Source organism: Dorea sp. D27, assembly GCF_001185345.1.
Classification (GTDB): Bacteria; Bacillota; Clostridia; order Lachnospirales; family Lachnospiraceae; genus Extibacter.
Genome location: NZ_KQ236745.1, coordinates 351,458 through 368,304, shown reverse-complemented (window position 1 = coordinate 368,304; position 16,847 = coordinate 351,458). Strand labels below are relative to the sequence as shown.

The 16,847-nt window shown below is 49.6% G+C and carries 16 protein-coding genes; 1 reads left to right on the top strand and 15 read right to left on the bottom strand.

What is annotated here, in order from left to right; genetic code table 11:
• Window positions 1-7 precede the first annotated feature (7 nt).
• The 12 genes from HMPREF0980_RS12915 to HMPREF0980_RS12860 all read right to left on the bottom strand — a co-directional run bounded on the left by HMPREF0980_RS12915 (window position 8) and on the right by HMPREF0980_RS12860 (window position 13,311).
• The gene (locus tag HMPREF0980_RS12915; protein ID WP_049729504.1) at window positions 8-1,135 is read right to left on the bottom strand and encodes a Gfo/Idh/MocA family protein; all 1,128 of its coding nucleotides are present in this window, start codon (window positions 1,133-1,135) and stop codon (window positions 8-10) included.
• A gap of 36 nt (window positions 1,136-1,171) precedes the next feature.
• Entirely contained in the window at window positions 1,172-2,218 is a 1,047-nt protein-coding gene (locus HMPREF0980_RS12910) for an autoinducer 2 ABC transporter substrate-binding protein (protein ID WP_049729503.1), read from the bottom strand.
• Window positions 2,219-2,271: 53 nt separating this feature from the next.
• Window positions 2,272-3,225 carry an ABC transporter permease gene (locus HMPREF0980_RS12905; RefSeq protein WP_049729502.1) on the bottom strand — a complete coding sequence of 318 codons (954 nt, stop codon included), beginning with the start codon at window positions 3,223-3,225 and terminating at the stop codon, window positions 2,272-2,274.
• Window positions 3,218-4,192 carry an ABC transporter permease gene (locus HMPREF0980_RS12900; RefSeq protein WP_049729501.1) on the bottom strand — a complete coding sequence of 325 codons (975 nt, stop codon included), beginning with the start codon at window positions 4,190-4,192 and terminating at the stop codon, window positions 3,218-3,220. Before HMPREF0980_RS12900 ends, HMPREF0980_RS12905 begins: the two co-directional genes overlap by 8 nt.
• Before the next feature lie 20 nt (window positions 4,193-4,212).
• Window positions 4,213-5,742, bottom strand: a complete 1,530-nt coding sequence (locus HMPREF0980_RS12895) for a sugar ABC transporter ATP-binding protein (protein WP_242847406.1) — start codon at window positions 5,740-5,742, stop codon at window positions 4,213-4,215.
• Between the two features lie 17 nt (window positions 5,743-5,759).
• Entirely contained in the window at window positions 5,760-6,596 is an 837-nt protein-coding gene (locus HMPREF0980_RS12890; protein WP_049729500.1) for a sugar phosphate isomerase/epimerase family protein, read from the bottom strand.
• A 28-nt stretch (window positions 6,597-6,624) separates the two neighbouring features.
• A complete protein-coding gene (locus tag HMPREF0980_RS12885) occupies window positions 6,625-7,455 on the bottom strand; it encodes a sugar phosphate isomerase/epimerase family protein (protein WP_049729499.1) in 831 nt (276 codons plus the stop codon).
• Window positions 7,456-7,481: 26 nt separating this feature from the next.
• On the bottom strand, window positions 7,482-8,657 hold the full coding sequence (gene iolM / locus HMPREF0980_RS12880) for a scyllo-inosose 3-dehydrogenase (RefSeq protein ID WP_049729498.1): 1,176 nt from the start codon (window positions 8,655-8,657) through the stop codon (window positions 7,482-7,484).
• 57 nt (window positions 8,658-8,714) lie between these two features.
• Window positions 8,715-9,671, bottom strand: a complete 957-nt coding sequence (locus HMPREF0980_RS12875; protein WP_049729497.1) for an ABC transporter permease — start codon at window positions 9,669-9,671, stop codon at window positions 8,715-8,717.
• Window positions 9,655-11,193 carry a sugar ABC transporter ATP-binding protein gene (locus HMPREF0980_RS12870; RefSeq protein WP_049729496.1) on the bottom strand — a complete coding sequence of 513 codons (1,539 nt, stop codon included), beginning with the start codon at window positions 11,191-11,193 and terminating at the stop codon, window positions 9,655-9,657. Before HMPREF0980_RS12870 ends, HMPREF0980_RS12875 begins: the two co-directional genes overlap by 17 nt.
• A 117-nt stretch (window positions 11,194-11,310) precedes the next feature.
• The gene (locus tag HMPREF0980_RS12865; protein ID WP_049729495.1) at window positions 11,311-12,276 is read right to left on the bottom strand and encodes a sugar ABC transporter substrate-binding protein; all 966 of its coding nucleotides are present in this window, start codon (window positions 12,274-12,276) and stop codon (window positions 11,311-11,313) included.
• 18 nt (window positions 12,277-12,294) lie between these two features.
• Window positions 12,295-13,311, bottom strand: a complete 1,017-nt coding sequence (locus HMPREF0980_RS12860) for a Gfo/Idh/MocA family protein (RefSeq protein ID WP_049729494.1) — start codon at window positions 13,309-13,311, stop codon at window positions 12,295-12,297.
• A 275-nt stretch (window positions 13,312-13,586) separates the two neighbouring features.
• On the opposite strand from HMPREF0980_RS12860, the gene HMPREF0980_RS12855 reads away from it, so the two are divergent.
• Window positions 13,587-14,489, top strand: coding sequence for an AraC family transcriptional regulator (locus HMPREF0980_RS12855; protein ID WP_049729493.1), 903 nt, complete (start codon window positions 13,587-13,589; stop codon window positions 14,487-14,489).
• A gap of 103 nt (window positions 14,490-14,592) precedes the next feature.
• On the opposite strand, the gene HMPREF0980_RS18690 is transcribed toward HMPREF0980_RS12855, so the two are convergent.
• The 3 genes from HMPREF0980_RS18690 to HMPREF0980_RS12845 are packed head-to-tail and all read right to left on the bottom strand — an operon-like array spanning window position 14,593 to window position 16,836.
• Window positions 14,593-14,760, bottom strand: a complete 168-nt coding sequence (locus tag HMPREF0980_RS18690) for a hypothetical protein (protein WP_084002769.1) — start codon at window positions 14,758-14,760, stop codon at window positions 14,593-14,595.
• 11 nt (window positions 14,761-14,771) lie between these two features.
• Window positions 14,772-15,833: an inositol 2-dehydrogenase gene (gene iolG, locus HMPREF0980_RS12850; RefSeq protein ID WP_049729492.1), complete on the bottom strand. Its 1,062-nt coding sequence runs from the start codon at window positions 15,831-15,833 to the stop codon at window positions 14,772-14,774.
• Between the two features lie 25 nt (window positions 15,834-15,858).
• Window positions 15,859-16,836: a sugar phosphate isomerase/epimerase family protein gene (locus HMPREF0980_RS12845; protein ID WP_049729491.1), complete on the bottom strand. Its 978-nt coding sequence runs from the start codon at window positions 16,834-16,836 to the stop codon at window positions 15,859-15,861.
• Window positions 16,837-16,847 lie beyond the last annotated feature (11 nt).

Below are 16,847 nucleotides of genomic sequence, written 5' to 3'. Positions count from 1 at the left end.
GTATGCATCATCTTCCTATCTCGTCTACAGAGACCCATCTGTTCTCCTCTGCGGATTTGACTACGGCATCCAGCACCTTCTGCGCTTTCATCCCATCCTCAAAGCTGGGGCTTGGCATGCTTCCTTCCTCGAACGCCTTGAGAAATTCATAATATTGATGCAGCACCGTATGTTCCCATCCGAGCATATGTCCGGCCGGCCACCAGTTCTTCATGTATTGATGCATCTCCTCTGTCACGATGATATTCCGGAATCCTCTGCGGTCTTCGCAGTCATTACTCAGATATACATTTAATTCATTCATCCTCTCCAGTTCAAAGCGCAGAGAACCTTTCGTTCCGTTTATCTCGAACCACTGGAAGTTCTTTCTTCCCATATGAGCCCTCGATGCCTCGAACATACCCATGAAGCCATCTTTGAACCTGGCCAGCCATACGGTGTTGTCATCATTGGTAACCGCCTCCTTGCTGCCGTCTGCCGTCTGCCGTTCCTTTACGACTGTCTTCATGACAGATACGACTTCATCGATTTCGCCCACAAGCCATCTTGCCATATCAGTGATATGTATGCCCATTTCCAGCGGCCCCTTGCCGACCATCTCGCTCTTATATCTCCAGGACATCGGTGCGCCGAACAATGCCCAGTCCTGCTGGTAGAAGCCCTTGTAGCTTACTATCTGTCCAAGCTGCCCTTCTTCAATCAACTGCTTTGCCAGCGCCACCGCCGGAATCCTCCGGTAGTTGAAATTCACCATATTCAGGACGTGATTGTCCCTGGCGGCCTCATACATCTCATACGCTTCCTCATAATTGCGGGCGAGCGGCTTTTCGCTCAAGATATGTTTTCCATTTCTGGCTGCCTCCACAGCAATCTCTTTGTGGAGAAAACCAGGAACTGCGATACTGACTACATCAATTTCCGGATCCGTGACCACCTTGTGCCAGTCTGTCTCACTCTTTTCCCAGTGGAATCGTTCCCTCGTATCCTCCAGACCTGCTCCGACCCCGCATATCGTCTTCAGTACCGGCCGTATGCCCAGATCTTTCATGAACATAGTGACATCATTGAGCGCGTGGCTGTGTGCCCTTCCCATGAACATGTGTCCTACGAGCGCAAAGTTTATTGATTTCTGCATCCTTTTCCCTTCTTTCCAGTTCCTCATGCCACACAATCAGAAATTATAGTCATCTACATTATCCTTCGTAAATATGAGCGGTTCTCCCAGCAGTACGATGCCTTTATCCTTGTCTATTATCTCAAGCTTTCCAAGTCTTCCCGCCTCGATATACCCCTGCTCCTTTGCCTTATCTACTTTCCCGTCTATCTGTGTCTTAGCCAGGTACATCGCCCCGTAACCGATGTCATACGGGCTCCACAGGCAGCATTGCTTGATTGTTCCCTTCTTTAAGTAGTCTTTGATAAGGCTTGGAACGCCAAGTCCCGTAACGGCAACTGTCCCTACAAGGTCAAGCTGTTCAATCGCCTCGCATACTCCAGGGCTTGCCATACCGGTCACGGCAAAGACACCTTTCGTGTCCGGATGGCTTCTCAAGTAGTTTAGCGTGACGTCCCTGCTTTTTGCAAGATCCTCATCACCGGCCAGGATATCTGCAATCCTCATGTCAGGATAGTTGGCTTCCATGTATTTCTTCATCTCTTCAATCCATGCGTTCTGGTTCGGGGCCGTAAGCACAGCGGTCACTACGAGAAAATCACCGGAATCGCCTGCTTCCTCTACCATCATGTCCACCATCGTCTTGCCCATGCCTTCAAATGTGACCTGATTCAGGAATAATTCTCTGGAATCTGCATTCACGTCTGCATCCCATGCTGAAGTATAGATGCCTGCATCCATAGCTGCTTTCATAGCAGGGGAAAGCGCATCCGCATCATTGGCCGATATGGTGATGGCGGTATATTTCTTCTGCGTCCACTGGTCGATGATATCGGACTGTGCCGCGATATCTGCGTTGACCGGCCCGTTAAAGTCGAGCGTATATCCGAGCTCGTCGCAGGCCTCCTGCGCCCCTTCTCCGGCTGCTACCATATATGGGTCGCTCGTGAACTTCGGGCACATCCCAATCGTCACCTTCTCTTCACCTTTTGTGCCGTCTTTCGCGTCCTTGGACGTATCCTCTGCTTTCTTCGTCGTACATCCAGCGATACCACAGACGAGCAGCATTGCCGCTAATACGGCTGATAACATTCTTTTTCTCATAATATCTTCTCCTTTTTTTCTGTTTATTTATACTGCCGGCAGCAGTATAGTTCTTACTCTTGTCTGACTTCCAACGCACGGTTCAATAAGATACCGAGCAGAAGGACGACGCCTGTCACACACAAGGCCCAATCGCCCCGGATGGACAGCATAGCCAGACCATTTTTCAGGAATGCCAATATGACAACCCCCAGAAAGGTTCCGATAATCGTTCCCTTTCCGCCTTTTATATCCGTCCCTCCAAGGACGACGGCTGCAATCACATTCAGCTCCATGCCGATTGCCGCATTTCCTCTTGCCGTGGACACCCTTGATGTATAGATAATGGCTGCCACTGCTACGAGGAATCCTATCAGTATGTATACGAGCATTTTAAATTTTCTGACCTGCACACCTGAAAATTTCGCTGCCTCTTCGTTATATCCCATGGCAGTGACATATGTCCCAAACGGCGTCTTCTTGCTCAGTATCCAGACGAGTATCGTCAGTACGATAAACACGACGACCTGAATCGGAACGACTCCCAGTATATATGCTCTTCCTGCGTAGGCATAGGCATCAGGGAACACAGATACCGCGCCGGCGTCTGTGGCTGCATAGGCGATTCCCCTGTAGAAAGAGAACGTTCCAAGCGTCACTACAAACGGATGCAGCTTTCCATATACGATGAGCACCCCATTAAAAGCTCCCCCCGCAATGCCTACCACAATTCCTAATATCAAGGAAAGGAAGAAGGGGCACCCCGCCTGATACGTGAAGCCAATCGTCACCGAGACGAGCGCCAGCAGCGAACCGACAGACAGATCGATTCCCGTCGTCATAATGACGAAAGTCATTCCAAGCGCCGCCAGCCCGATTTCTACCGATGCCCTGAGTGCATCAAAGATGTTGCTGGCCGTAAAAAAATATCCGGTGCTTGAAAATACGACACATTCCACGACGATAATGAGCAAAAGCATGCAGATACGAGCCGGTTCTTTTCTTATAAATGTCTGAAATTTATTCATAATGCTTATCCACCACCTTATGCCGCGCTGCGTCTACTGCAACAGCTAATAGTATAATCGCTCCCAATACAAGTGACTCGAATGTTGAAGGCACTGCCATCACCGACATGCCGTTCAATATGATGCCAATCAGTATCGACCCGACAAGAGGCGACAGCGCAGAGCCTCTTCCCCCTGCCATGGATGTTCCCCCAATTGCCACCGCCGCAATGACACGCATCTCGTAACCATTTGCTATCGCCGCCTGAAGCTGCCCGATCTGACAGAGGAAGATTCCCCCTGTGAGTCCGCAGCATATTCCGAGCAGCATGTAAGCTCTTATATATGTACTGGCAACGGGGAGTCCTGCCATCCCGGCCGCCCCTCTGTTCCCGCCGATTGCATATACGTCCCTCCCCCATGTCGTGTGCCTGCTCAATACGGCACAGACGGCAAACACGAGGAGAAATACGTATACGGAATTATTGATCCCAAGAAATGTACCGATGCCAAGCGCCCGGTGCTCCGCCGTCAGGTTCATCGCCCCGCCGCCTGCATACACAAGCAGTATCCCCCGCAGCACGTTCTGTGTGGCCAGTGTCACGATAAACGACGACAGGTTCAGCTTCGCAACGAGCAGGCCGTTGATCAGCCCGAGTATCCCCCCTCCGGCCATAGCCGCCAGAAGACCGAGAAGCAGCGAATCCGTCCAGGTAACGACATAGCCGAATGCATAGGCACAGACGGCGAGCTGCGATCCGACCGATATATCAATCTCTCCGAGCAATATGACAAAATTAAGGGCGATCGCCATAATGCCGATGACCACAGTCTGTACGAGTATCGCCTGAATATTGTCAAAAGTCATAAAGCCGCTGGCAGCCGCAGAAAAGGCCATAAGCAAAATAATAGAGAATACAAGCGACGGTGTCGACGGACGAAGGAGCAGCCTTATAACTGTGGCGTTTATACTTTTTTTCTTTTCCATAGTCTCCATTCCTCCCTCATTTAATCCGTATCAATCTGTCTGCCGTCAGCCACTCCGGAAGCGGCCAGACCTATCTTCTCCTGTGTGGCCTCCTCTTTGTCAAACTCTCCGGTCAGCTTTCCTTCATGCATGACAAGAATACGGTCCGACATGGACAGCACTTCCGGAAGCTCTGATGATATGAGCAGAATAGCTTTGCCCTGGCCTGCCAGTTCATCAATCAATTTGTATATCTCTGATTTTGCGCCGATATCGATGCCCCTCGTAGGCTCATCCAGTATGAGTATCTCCGGCTCTCTCACCATTATCTTGGACACTACGACTTTCTGCTGATTGCCTCCTGAGAGCTGGCTTACCGGTTTATCGACAGACGCGCCGCGTATGCTTAAGGTATGGATATATCTGTCTGATATCTCTTTTTCTTTCTTAAAGTTGACGAAACCGTATCTTGTCAGGCTGCCAAGCGATGCCAGAGAGATGTTGCTCCCGATGCTCATCGGCAGAATCAGCCCCTGAGATCTCCGCTCTTCCGGCAGATAGACGATCTTTTTCCTCATCGCGTCCTCGGGCGACTTGATATGCACTTCTTTCCCGTGTATCTTTACGACTCCGGAGGCCACCGGAAGCACCCCGAACAGTGCCTGTCCAATCTCACTGCGCCCGGCCCCTATGAGTCCGGCCATGCCTACCACTTCGCCTTCGCGTATCTCAAAGCTGACATCGGAAAACCTTCCATCTGACGATAACCCTTCGACAGACAGCACAGTATTTCCTATCCTGCTCACTCCTCTTGTGAAGAGCTGCGACAGCGGGCGGCCTACCATCAGCTTCACCAGCTTGTCCTGGCTGAATTCAGAGATTACATCTGAGGCGACCCATCTTCCGTCCCGAAGCACCGTGATTCTGTCACAGATACGAAAGATTTCTTCCAGCCGGTGGGAGATATACACAACGCCCACTCCCGCCTCTTTCAACTCCTGGATCACTTTAAAAAGACGCTCGGTTTCCCGGTCGGTCAGAGAGGCGGTCGGTTCATCAAAGATGATGACCTTGGCCTGCCGGATGAGCGCTCTGGCAATCTCTATCATCTGACAGTTTGCCACGGAAAGATGTTTTACCTGAGAGGCCACATCCAGATTGACATCGAGCTTTTCAAATACCTCTCTTGCCTCTTCCTGCATCTTCCCGGTGTCAAAACCGCCCCATCTTTTTCTCGGCCGCTTCCTTCCGACAAAGAGATTCTCCGTCACGGTCAGCTCTGGAAACAGGTCAATCTCCTGCGGTACCATACCTATCCCTGCCGCCTCTGCATCGTGGGTAGAGTTAAAGTGCACTTCCTTTCCCGATACCTTTACGTCTCCGGATGTCCTGCTGTAATATCCATATAAAATCTTCATCAGTGTACTTTTCCCGGCACCGTTTTCTCCCATCAGCGCGTGAACCTCTCCAGCGTAGATTTCAAAATCAATATCTTTTATCGCTGTCACTTTATCGAAACATTTGGTAATCTGCTTCATCTCACATAGTGTTTCTTTCTGCCCGGTTCCCAACTCTTCCCCCTCCTATCCTACGTATCACCGTTATACTCCCGGAATGATTCTTTCAGTATCGCGATATCCTTTCTGAGCAGCTCTACTGCATCTTTATCGCAATGGTTCATCGGCTGCCGTTCATAAAAGTTCTCAAGGTGAACGTAACCGGTATAGCCGATATCACAGAGCGCTTCTACCGACTCATAGAAGGAAGTCACACCCTGTCCGAGTAAGGCTGCGCTCAGTTCTCCTTCTTTACCATCCTTTACATGCACTTCGCAGATCTTGTCTCCAAGGGCATATATCATCTCTGGAGCAGAATATCCTTTGTTGATATATGGATTCTGTGTATCCATATATATCTTCAGGTTCGGGCATGCCACTTCTTCGAGCAGCCTTAAGTCTTCCTCCACAGACAGGGCATTTTCAGAAGCCACCGTGATTCCATCCTCCGCAGCCAGGCGGCAGGCATATGCAAGACAGGCCGCCACACTTCTGAAATCTTCTTCCGAATGAATGGCACTCTCTCCGAACGCCGGTATCTGTACGAGGGGGAGTCTCATCCTCTTTGCCGCCTCCACCGCTTTTTCGATAGCCAGCACAGCTGCCTTTTTCTGCATAGAACCGTCGGGCTTCGTCATCCCATAATAATCCAGACAGTTTACGGCAATGGCGGTCAGCGCGATGCCGTTCCTTGCCGCCTCTTCCAGATATATATCCTGGATATACGGGTTGGATAAGGGAAAACTGCGCTCATAATCCCCCTGTGCCAGTTCTACCCCGTCAAGCCCCATATCCTTTGCAAACCTGCACACATACGGCCCCTGAACAGGAGAGCTCCATTCGCACAGACCAAACATTACTTTTTTCACTATGTATCCCTCCTTGCATGAACACCGCTTATCTGCACGCTTCCTTCAGTATCTCCAGATCCTTCTTCGCCACGTCAATATACGTATCTGCCGTTCCACACAGCGGCATCCTGTCATAGAAATTCTCCAGGTGAAGCCATCCGCTGTAGTCTATCTCGTGAAGAACCGCCATCGTCCCTTCAAAGTCAGTATCCCCTTCTCCGAGATATGCGGAACTTCCGCTTTGCCCGATACCGTCTTTGACATGTATCTCTGGATAGAGGATGTTGTTTCGCGCCAGCTTTCTTAACATCTCCGGCTGTGACCAGTTCTTCCAGACACGGTAATTCTGCGAATCGTACAGGCAGGAAAAGTTCGGCTGTCCTACCTTGTCGAACAGCTCCAGGTTCTTTTCTATCGTCAGCAGATTCTCCGTCGCAATCGTAATACCGTGCTTTGCCGCTTCCTTACATGCATAGGTGAGCGCTTCGGCGGTGACATGCATGTCCTCCTCCGTCTCAATATATCCGTCACAAAAGCTTGGCATCATGACCATCTCCATCTTCATATATGACGCCGTGTCAATGGCCAGATCGATGATTTCCCTCACCCGTTTTCCTTTTTCTGTCGTAGTCGGATGCTTCAGCCCACAGAAATCGAACTCGCACACCGCCATAGACGGAAATGCAATCCCATACTTCTCTCCTTCTTCCAGATAATAGTCTCTGAACCATTTCTGTCCGAGCATAAAGCCCCTCTCCTCATATCTCAGGAAGCCGAGTTCCAATCCGTCCAGTCCCATCTCATGGGCAAGCCTGATATTACCGACGAGCTGTCCCGGAAGCGCAAAATCCAGTGCACCGTATTTAATATTCAACATAATATAGCCTCTCTTTCTTTCCTTAATTACCAGTTAGGGGTTATCACAAATTTTCCGCCTTCCAGTCTCTTTGCCGCCTCAATCGCCTCGATAGCCTCATCCAGGCTGTAACACTTTGTCAGGAACTTGCCGGGATCGATACGCCTGCTGGCAATGAGCCGTATGACATGGGGCCATATGTCATGCCCGGAGCTTCCGATAGAGCAGTGGTAGTTCACACCCTTCTTCTGGAGGTATGTGGACATGATTGGAGTTCTTACCGGAGATATCCCAATCTGTGCAATCGTTCCGCCGACCGCAACCATCTGTTCAATCTCAGGAATCGTCTCTGCCTGATGGTGGGTCGCCTCCACCGCCATCTCTACTCCTATCCCTTCCGTCAGCTCCAGCACCTTTTCACTCGGACTTGTACCTGCGGCATAAAGCTCATCCGGATTGAACACGTAATCCGCACCCACTTCCTTTGCCAGCTTCATACGTAATGGTTCTTTTTCAAAAGTGATGATCTTTGCCGCACCTGCCGCCTTTGCAAGAGATGTGGCCGACAGACCGATAGGCCCTGCCCCAAAGACAGCGACATTACCTCCCGGGCGGAATCCGCCGCCCCGGACGAACATTCCGTTATAGGCCACAGCAGTAGGCTCTACCATGGCAGCCACTTCCAGGGCCCGCTCTTTGCTTCCATACACAGATACAAGATCGCCGACGTGGAAGCAGAATTTTTCCTTCGCAACGAGATATTCCGCATATCCGCCGTCCAGCGTGAACCCAATCTCTTCCAGATTCTCGCACTGGTTGACGAGCCCTGCTCTGCATGCGGCACATTCCCCGCACCAGTTCATCGTCTCTGCCACGACGAGGTCGCCTTCTTTGAAGTTCTTGACATTCGTTCCTACCCGTACGATTTCACCGGAAAATTCATGTCCGATTACGACCGGCAGCCTGCAGTGCCCGCAGTAATACAGGTAATCGTCCTCATCCGCACCGAGAAACATCGTGTCAGAGCCGCATACCGCCGCCCCGCCTACTTTCAGGAGCACTTCATCGTCTTTTGGTTCCGGCACAGGTATATCGACGAGCTTAAGTGACGGATGGTAGAAAAGATCGCTGCCCATGCTTGCTCTTCTGTCCCTGCTCTCCCTTTCTGTCGGCTTATAGCCTTCCCTTGGTTTCCACTGTGCATCTGCTTGTAATGCTTTCATGTTCTAATTCCCCCAATCATCTATTATTCAATCCTGTCACCTGCCGTACATAAGAGACTATTTCCTTATCTTGACTGCCTTGCTGCGGTAGGTGTCGAGTATTACAGATACGATAATCAATGCCCCCTTGAATATCTGCTGATAGAAAGCAGATACACCAAGCATCGTCAGACCGCTGTCTATGCATCCGACGACGAGCGCACCGATGATACATCCAAAGATAGTACCAATGCCTCCCGCCAGGCTCGTACCTCCGATAACGGTGGCAATAATGGCGTCGAATTCATAATTGACTCCTACTGATGCATTGCCTGCATTGACGCGGGAAGTCAGGATGATTGCCGCGATACCGGTCATGATTCCCATATATGCATATACTAAAAATGTTATCAGCTTTACATTGATGCCACACAGATGGGCAGCTTCTTTATTGCCTCCTATCGCATATACGGACTTTCCAAAGGCGGTCTTGGCCAGTATAAGATGGCTTAAGACTGCCAGGACGGCATATATGATAATCGGTATCGGTATGATTCCGACACTCCCTCCGCCTATCTGTCTGAAAGTATCGTTCAGATTCGTGATTGGAAACCCTCCGGTCACGATATTAGCGGCTCCCCGCGCCATCAGCTGCATGCCGAGTGTCATGATAAACGGCGGGATTCCTGTCACTGCGATGACACCTCCGTTGATGACACCACACAGAAGGGCGATTCCGATACCAGACAGCGCGGCTGCTATGTTGTTACCTGCACTCGCGAAGATGGCTATCACCATTCCGGCAAATGCGAGGGTTGATCCAGGTGACAGATCAATTCCACCGGTTATGATGACCATCGTCATACCAAAAGAGATAATACCTGTTACAGATACCTGTCGCATTATATTTGTAAAATTTTTGAGGGACAGGAAGTTAGGCTCCGCAATGCTCAGTATGACAATAATAAGCAAAAGGACTAACAGCGTGCCGAATTTCCCGATTCGTCCCGTGATTCCTCTAGATAAGTTCTTCATCTTTTACCATTCCTTTCGGCTCTTTTTCCAGCTTTGCGGCATATTCCATAATATTCTCCTGCTTGATTTCATCCCCCGTCAGTTCACCTGTAATCCTGCCGCCTGATATGACGAGAACGCGGGAACTGATGCCTACGACTTCGGGCATCTCAGAGGATATCATGATGACTGCCTTGCCGCTCTTAGCCAGATCGCACAGAATCTTATGTATCTCATATTTTGCGCCTACGTCAATTCCACGCGTAGGCTCATCCACAATCAATATCTCCGGCTGACGGCACAGCCATCTGCCGAGCAGCACTTTCTGTTGATTGCCTCCGGACAGATTCTTCGACTGGACGCCCAGTCCGGCTGTCTTGATCAGCAGTGACTTGACCTGCCCGTCTGCTATCTCATCCATCCTTTTCCTGGACAGGAAAAGAGCTTTCTTCACCTGTCTTAAGCTGGGCATTACGATATTGTCCGTAATGCTCATACCGAGGAACAGGCCTGTCCCTTTCCGGTCTTCCGTGAGCATAGCCATCCCTCTGCGTATCGATTCTCTCGGATCTCCCTGTCTGAGTTTCTCGCCGTGAACGGTAATCTCTCCCGAATCTGGTTTCGTTATCCCAAATACAGCCGACATCAGCTCGGATCTTCCGGCACCCATCATCCCTGCGATTCCAAGTATCTCTCCCCTTCGTACCTCAAAAGAAATGTCCTGGAATTCTCCGGCTTTGCTAAGATGTTCTACCTTCATAGCGACCTCTCCGGGTACTGCCGTATTCTCCGGAAACATCTGTGTAATTTCCCGCCCTACCATAAGCCCAATCAAAGACTGGTAATCCAGCTCACCTATCGGTATGCTGCTGGCTACACTCTGACCGTCCCGCAGAACAGTGACCGTATCTGCTATCTGGAATATCTCATCCATCTTATGCGTGATATAGATGATAGACTTTTTTTCTTCTCTCAGCTTGCGGATAACCTGAAACAGCATATCTACTTCTTGTTCTGTAATCGCAGATGTAGGCTCATCCATAATGATGAGCTTCGCCCCTGCAGATACGGCTCGTGCAATCTCCACCATCTGTACGTAACTCGTCGTCAGCTCCTTCATCTTCCACTTCGGATCTATTTCAAGACCGATGGAGCAAAACAGCTTAAGCGTCTCCTCGTTCATCGTCTTTTCATCGACGAACACCCCCTTATGAGGCATACGGTTCATGTACACATTATCCGCTATCGTCATCTCCGGAACTGCCGCCAGCTCCTGATGTATCATCGAGATGCCGTCCTCGAGCACCTTCTTCACCGAGAGATGGCCGCTTCGCTTCTCATTCATAAAGTAGACTTCACCTGCATCTGGCGGATAGATTGACATTAGCACTTTCATCAGTGTCGACTTACCTGCACCATTCTCTCCGAGCAGCGCATGTACCTCTCCTTCTCTTACTTTCAGAGATACTTTGTCTAAAGCCAGCACGCCCGGAAATTCTTTTGTAATCTCCTTCATCTCAAGAATATATTTATTTTTATCCATATATCATCCACCGATTTCTTTCCGTTTTTAATGGCAGTATTTCTTACCGACAGACGGGCATATCCCCTGCCGTATCGTCAGCTACATGAACATGCCCGTCCGCTTTTTATGCTGCCACTATTGCATATATTCTTTAAAGTTATCCTGTGTCACCATTTCAAAATTAATCTGCACCCACTCCGTCTTCTCTCCGGTATATTTCCCGTCGATGCAGTCCAGGACCGTCTCTACCGCAGTCTTGCCCTGTTCTCCTGCGGGCTGGAATACAGAGGCTGTCAAGATTCCGTCTTCCATCGCAGCCAGGCCGTTTTCCTGGGCGTCGATGCCAATGACCGCCACATCTTCCAGCATATCCGATGCCTCCAGTGCGAGACCTACTCCAATTGCCATCTCATCGTTGTTGGCCACTACGACATCGATATTCTTCTTGCTCTGTATCCAGTTCTCGGCAATCGCCATACCTTCGTCTCTGTTCCAGTTGGCACAGTCTTCAAACACGATATTGATATCCGGATATTTTGAGAGCACTCCCTTCAGAGATTCTGTCCTCTTAGTCATATCCTCTGAGCCGAGTATACCTACGAGCAACGCCACATCCAGTTTCTCTCCGTAATTTTCTACGATGTATTCTCCCTGCATCTTTCCTGCTTCTGATGAGTCTGTCGACACCATGACCCAGGCAGACTGGCACTGGCGCACTGCCGAGACGAGAGGAACTTCGTATTCGTCTGCTATCTTCCTGTACTCCGATCCATCGCCGTTCGTATCAACCGGGACGAGAATAACGCCGTCCACACCACTTTCACATATGGAGTCCATCTTGCTCAGCTGCGTGGCTGTGTCGTCTTCACCGTCCACGAGCACGAGCTCTATGCCCTTCTCCTCACAATATTTTTTAGCTCCTTCATATACATATACCTCAAAAGTGTCCGTGGAGCTGTTGATGCAGTAAGCTATCTTCTTGGATTTGTCCGATGACTCTCCTGTTTCCTTTGTGTCTTCTTTCTTTTCTTTACTTCCACATGCTGCCAGGCTCAATATCATTGTCAATACTAAAATAATCGATACTATTTTCTTTTTCATACTTTTTCCCTTTCTACTCTACTGCTGAGCACACATAATCTTTCCATCATCATATGATTTCTGCGCCATGAACGCCATCTCTACAGCCTTCCTTGCATCGCCTGTATCAACCCCGGACGCCTCCCCGGTGAGAGCCTTGTCCACAAATGCGGCCACCTCCCGCAGGTAAGCTTCCTCAAAACGCTCTCTGAACCACGGCTGGCACTCGTTCCTCATCCCGTATTCATCCTTCTGCGTCACATAAGAAGTCGTACCTGAATTCACAAGCAACGTCCCCTTAGTCCCTACGATTTCCATCCATACATCATATCCGCACACTCCTTGTTTCGACCCTTCTACCTCGGCCATTACACCGTTGTCAAACTGCATGAGCACGGAACAGTTGTCTATATCATTGAACGCCTCAAACTCTGTAAATTCATAGATGCCACCTATCGCATACATGGATTTGACTTCCCCTCCTGCAAACCAGCGTACAAGGTCAAAATCATGTACGCTCATGTCAAAGAACATCCCTCCGGCTCCAGGACCAAAACGGACATAATCTTCTCTCTGGCAAGCCGGATCTCGCGTGATGCTTCTAATCTTTATGATTTTTCCTATATCACCGCTGTCCACCCTCCTCTTTGCGTCCTGATAAGAACGGTCGAAACGGCGCATAAATCCTACCTGAATCGTCCTGCCGGGATTCGTCTCCACAGCCTTGTCAATCTCGTCAAGCTCTTCTATCGTAAGTCCTGTCGGCTTTTCACAATAGATGTGCTTGTGGGCGGCACATGCCGCTTTGATACAGGCACAGTGCTCGCTTGAAGTATTCGTAATCATCACCGCGTCGATGTCCGACTTTTCCAGCATCTCGTTGTAATCTCCGTAGTACTCTGCCGCACCGAGCTGTCTGGCCGCTTCTTCTGCACGATCCATATTGATGTCGCATACAGCAGCCAGCTCTGCATTTGGAATCCGGTAAGCTACGTTTTCCGCATGCTGGTACCCGAGGCGCCCAACCCCGATGCAGCCAATCCTCAACTTCTTCATTTTCATCTCCTCCTTTGTTATTAAATTTACAGGTGACCTTTACCTATAAAACAGATAATCTATAACAAAACTGCTTATTCTATAACTATATTCTTAAGTTGCTTTTTTGTGTCAATATCCACAATTCAACTTAATACAATTACATTTTTGTATATTTTATCTGTTTTATTTGTATTTTCCTCTATTTTGTAGTATAATTGTACCAACAAATGTTTTTTTGTTCTATAATTATATTCCTGTTTAAAATAACAATATTATGCAGTTGGAGGTATGTTATGATTCGTGAGATTATTACCGATAAGAACATGTTAGAGTTGAATCCCCACGGCGACTATGGTTTTCCGTTCTATCTGATCAATGTGACTTTATCCGCATATCAGTTTGGACGCTTCAACTGCCACTGGCACCCGGAACTTGAGATTGCGTGCATTCTTGAAGGAACGATGACTTACCAGGTCAATCAGAACCACTACCACCTTGTGAAAGGAGACTGCCTCTTTGTCAATTCCAACGCCTTGCACTCCGGATGCATGTATGAGAAAAACGACTGCAGGTATATCGTATCCACTTTTAATCCGTCCCTCGTATACGGCTACGAAAAGAGCGCGATTGATACGAATTACACGTTCCCTATGCTGAACACCGATAATTTCTCTTCCTGCGTCTTCCACGAGGGGACGAAAGCAAATGCCACCTTCCAGGCTGTCATGAAGGAAATGGCTGCCTATTACACGGACAGACCTGTCTGTCATGAGCTGCATATCAAAAGCCGCCTCTGCGAGCTGTGGGCCGTCTTATATGAAGAGTTCAGGCAGAAAGAGAGTTCTGCAGGAGCGGGGCTGTCTGAGGCCAAGCAGATATCACGTCTCAAGAATGCCATCATATTCATCCATAGCAACTATAATGAACCGATAACGCTGGACGAAATGGCAGAGTCTTGCCATACGAGCAAGAGCGAGTTCTGCCGCATCTTCAAGAAGACGCTGCACCAGACGCCATTTGAGTACCTGCTCCGATACCGGATACAGAAAAGCCTCTCTCTTCTCGTATCCGATACATGCACGATTACGGAGATTGCCAACCAGGTCGGATTCTCAGGCTCCAGCTATTATTCCGAGGTCTTTCGCAAATACATGCACTGTTCTCCGAGAGAATATAAGAAAAACACGATAAAATGACAGGACAAGGGTCTTTGTTCTTCTGATATAAATTATACCAGAAGGACAAAGACCCTCAGTTTCCATTATTTACCATATTATCTTCTTGCTGCTCCCGCTCTTATCAAAAGCGGAAGTTCAGGTCACCTCTTCCCTCAAACGGCGCCCCGATGAGCATCGGCTTCAGGTAGGCCGAGGTCTTGCTTATTCCATCCAGGCGGCTCATCGTGATGTCTTCATGCTCAAAGTTGAGGGAGCCAAAATAGCCTACCATGGCCAGCTCTGTAATCACGTTCTCCCAGCTTATGTTTCACTATCTGTGCATCCTTGGCGTGCCTTTTCAGATTCCGAAATCTCGCAAAGCTTCACAGGTCGTCTCTGCTCCAGCGACATCTGGGCGGCCTTGGCCATCCTGATTGGCTCCACGCCGTCAGACGCCGTCACGGGTACAGGTGTGCCGTACAGGATGCTGTCGGCAAAAGACTGATTCTCGGCTATATATGCATCATAATAGCGCTCGATGAAAAAATCGGGCGGTTTCGGATATACGATACCATCACCCTTTTTCACCACTACCGTGTCCTCCCTCTCGTTCATCACCTGTATCGTGCCATCGGTACAGAATATTTCCGACCGCTGGTCATGCCCGTACCAGCACTGCCGCCCATTATCGATTACCGCCATCATGCCATTCTTCATATGGATTACTGCCGCGGCCGTATCGACATCCGGTATCCCTGCAAGTCTTTCATCCACATATACGCCTCCTGCCGCATAGATTTCCTCTGCATCGCTTCCTGACAGGAATCTGACCATGTCAAAATCGTGGATCATCATGTCGAAGAATATGCCGCCGGATACTTTAAGATATTCGTACGGGCTCTGCCTCGTGTCTCTGCAGGATATCCGTATCATCTGAGCCTTACCGTAATCACCGGACTGTATGAGCCGTCTTGCCTTGCTGTGGTTCCTGTCGAACCGGCGCATGAAGCCGGTCTGGAACAGGACTCCTGCTGCCACCACCTCCCTAAGCGCCCTGCCAAGCCGCGCAAGATCAGAATCGAGCGGCTTCTCGCAGAAGATGTGCTTGCCTGCTCTTGCGGCCTTCACGATATATTCGGAATGTGTATCCGTACTCGTGCAGATATATACCGCATCCACCTCCATGTCGGCAAAGCAGATATCCGGATCCTTCACTACATTTTCAATGCCAAGCTTGCCGGCCCACTTTCTCATCTCATCATTCAGGTATATGTCTGCCACATATTTTACGGTTACATTGGAGACACGTCTGGTAAGAATCTCCGCATGTGTCCTGCCGATTCTCCCAAGTCCGACTACCGCAGCTGTTACTTCCCTGTCCATATGTCTGCTCCTTTCATGTTACATGTCAGAATCTGAAGTTCAAGTCACTCCGCCCTTCAAACGGGGCTTCTATCAAGAGCGGCTTCAGGTATGCTGCCGTCTTTTTCATCCCGTCCGTGCGGCTCATCGTTATGTCTTCGTGTTCAAAGTTGAGTGCTCCAAAATAACCTACCATCGCCAGTTCTGTAATTATATTTTCCCAGTTCACGTCGCCCCACCCTGGTATGCGGAAACGGAACCCCCGGTCAATCCTCCGGTAGTTCCCGTGGGGGTTCAAGCCGGAGCGTCCTACATTGTGCCTTACAATCTGGGCATCCTTGGCATGTACTCCATAGATACGGTCTCCGAGCAGGTCGATGAACGCTTCCACATCGATGCCATACATCATCATATTCGCAGGGTCAAAGTTGAACCCCCACGACTTATGACTTCCAAGCAGCTCTACGCTTCTTTGTGCTGTCTCTATATCATAGACCATCTCGTTTGGATGTGGCTCATGGGCAAATTTCACCCCATACTCCTCGTATTTATCAAGTATCTTCCCCCATCGCTGCGCAAATATCTCCTCTTCCCGTTCCCACGCCCCGGCGTCCGGCCACTGGCATACGCGGCCGAAGTTCTCACATCCGGTGAATCCGACGACGACAGGTATCTCCAGCTCATTGGCCGCCTGGGCAGCCCGGATGATGGCTTCCGTGCCGAACCTTATCTTCTCCTCCTTCGTGCCGTGATAGATGTCATCGGTGTCTTTCCCATACGGGCCCATCACGAGCTGGCTCTCCGGATGGTTGCCAAGGGACGCTATCTCCAGGCCGTAATCCTTTATTTTCTTCTTATATTTCTTCCCGTTGTCCCCGTCAAAAATCGTATGGATGTCGAAGTGGAGGTTGGCCCTCTCAAAGGTCTCTATCTCCAGCGTCTCATACCCGTACTCCACAGCCAGCCGGCATACCTCGTCAAGAGACAAGTCTGAATATGTTCCGGTACACAATCCAAGTTTCATGAGTGCTCCTC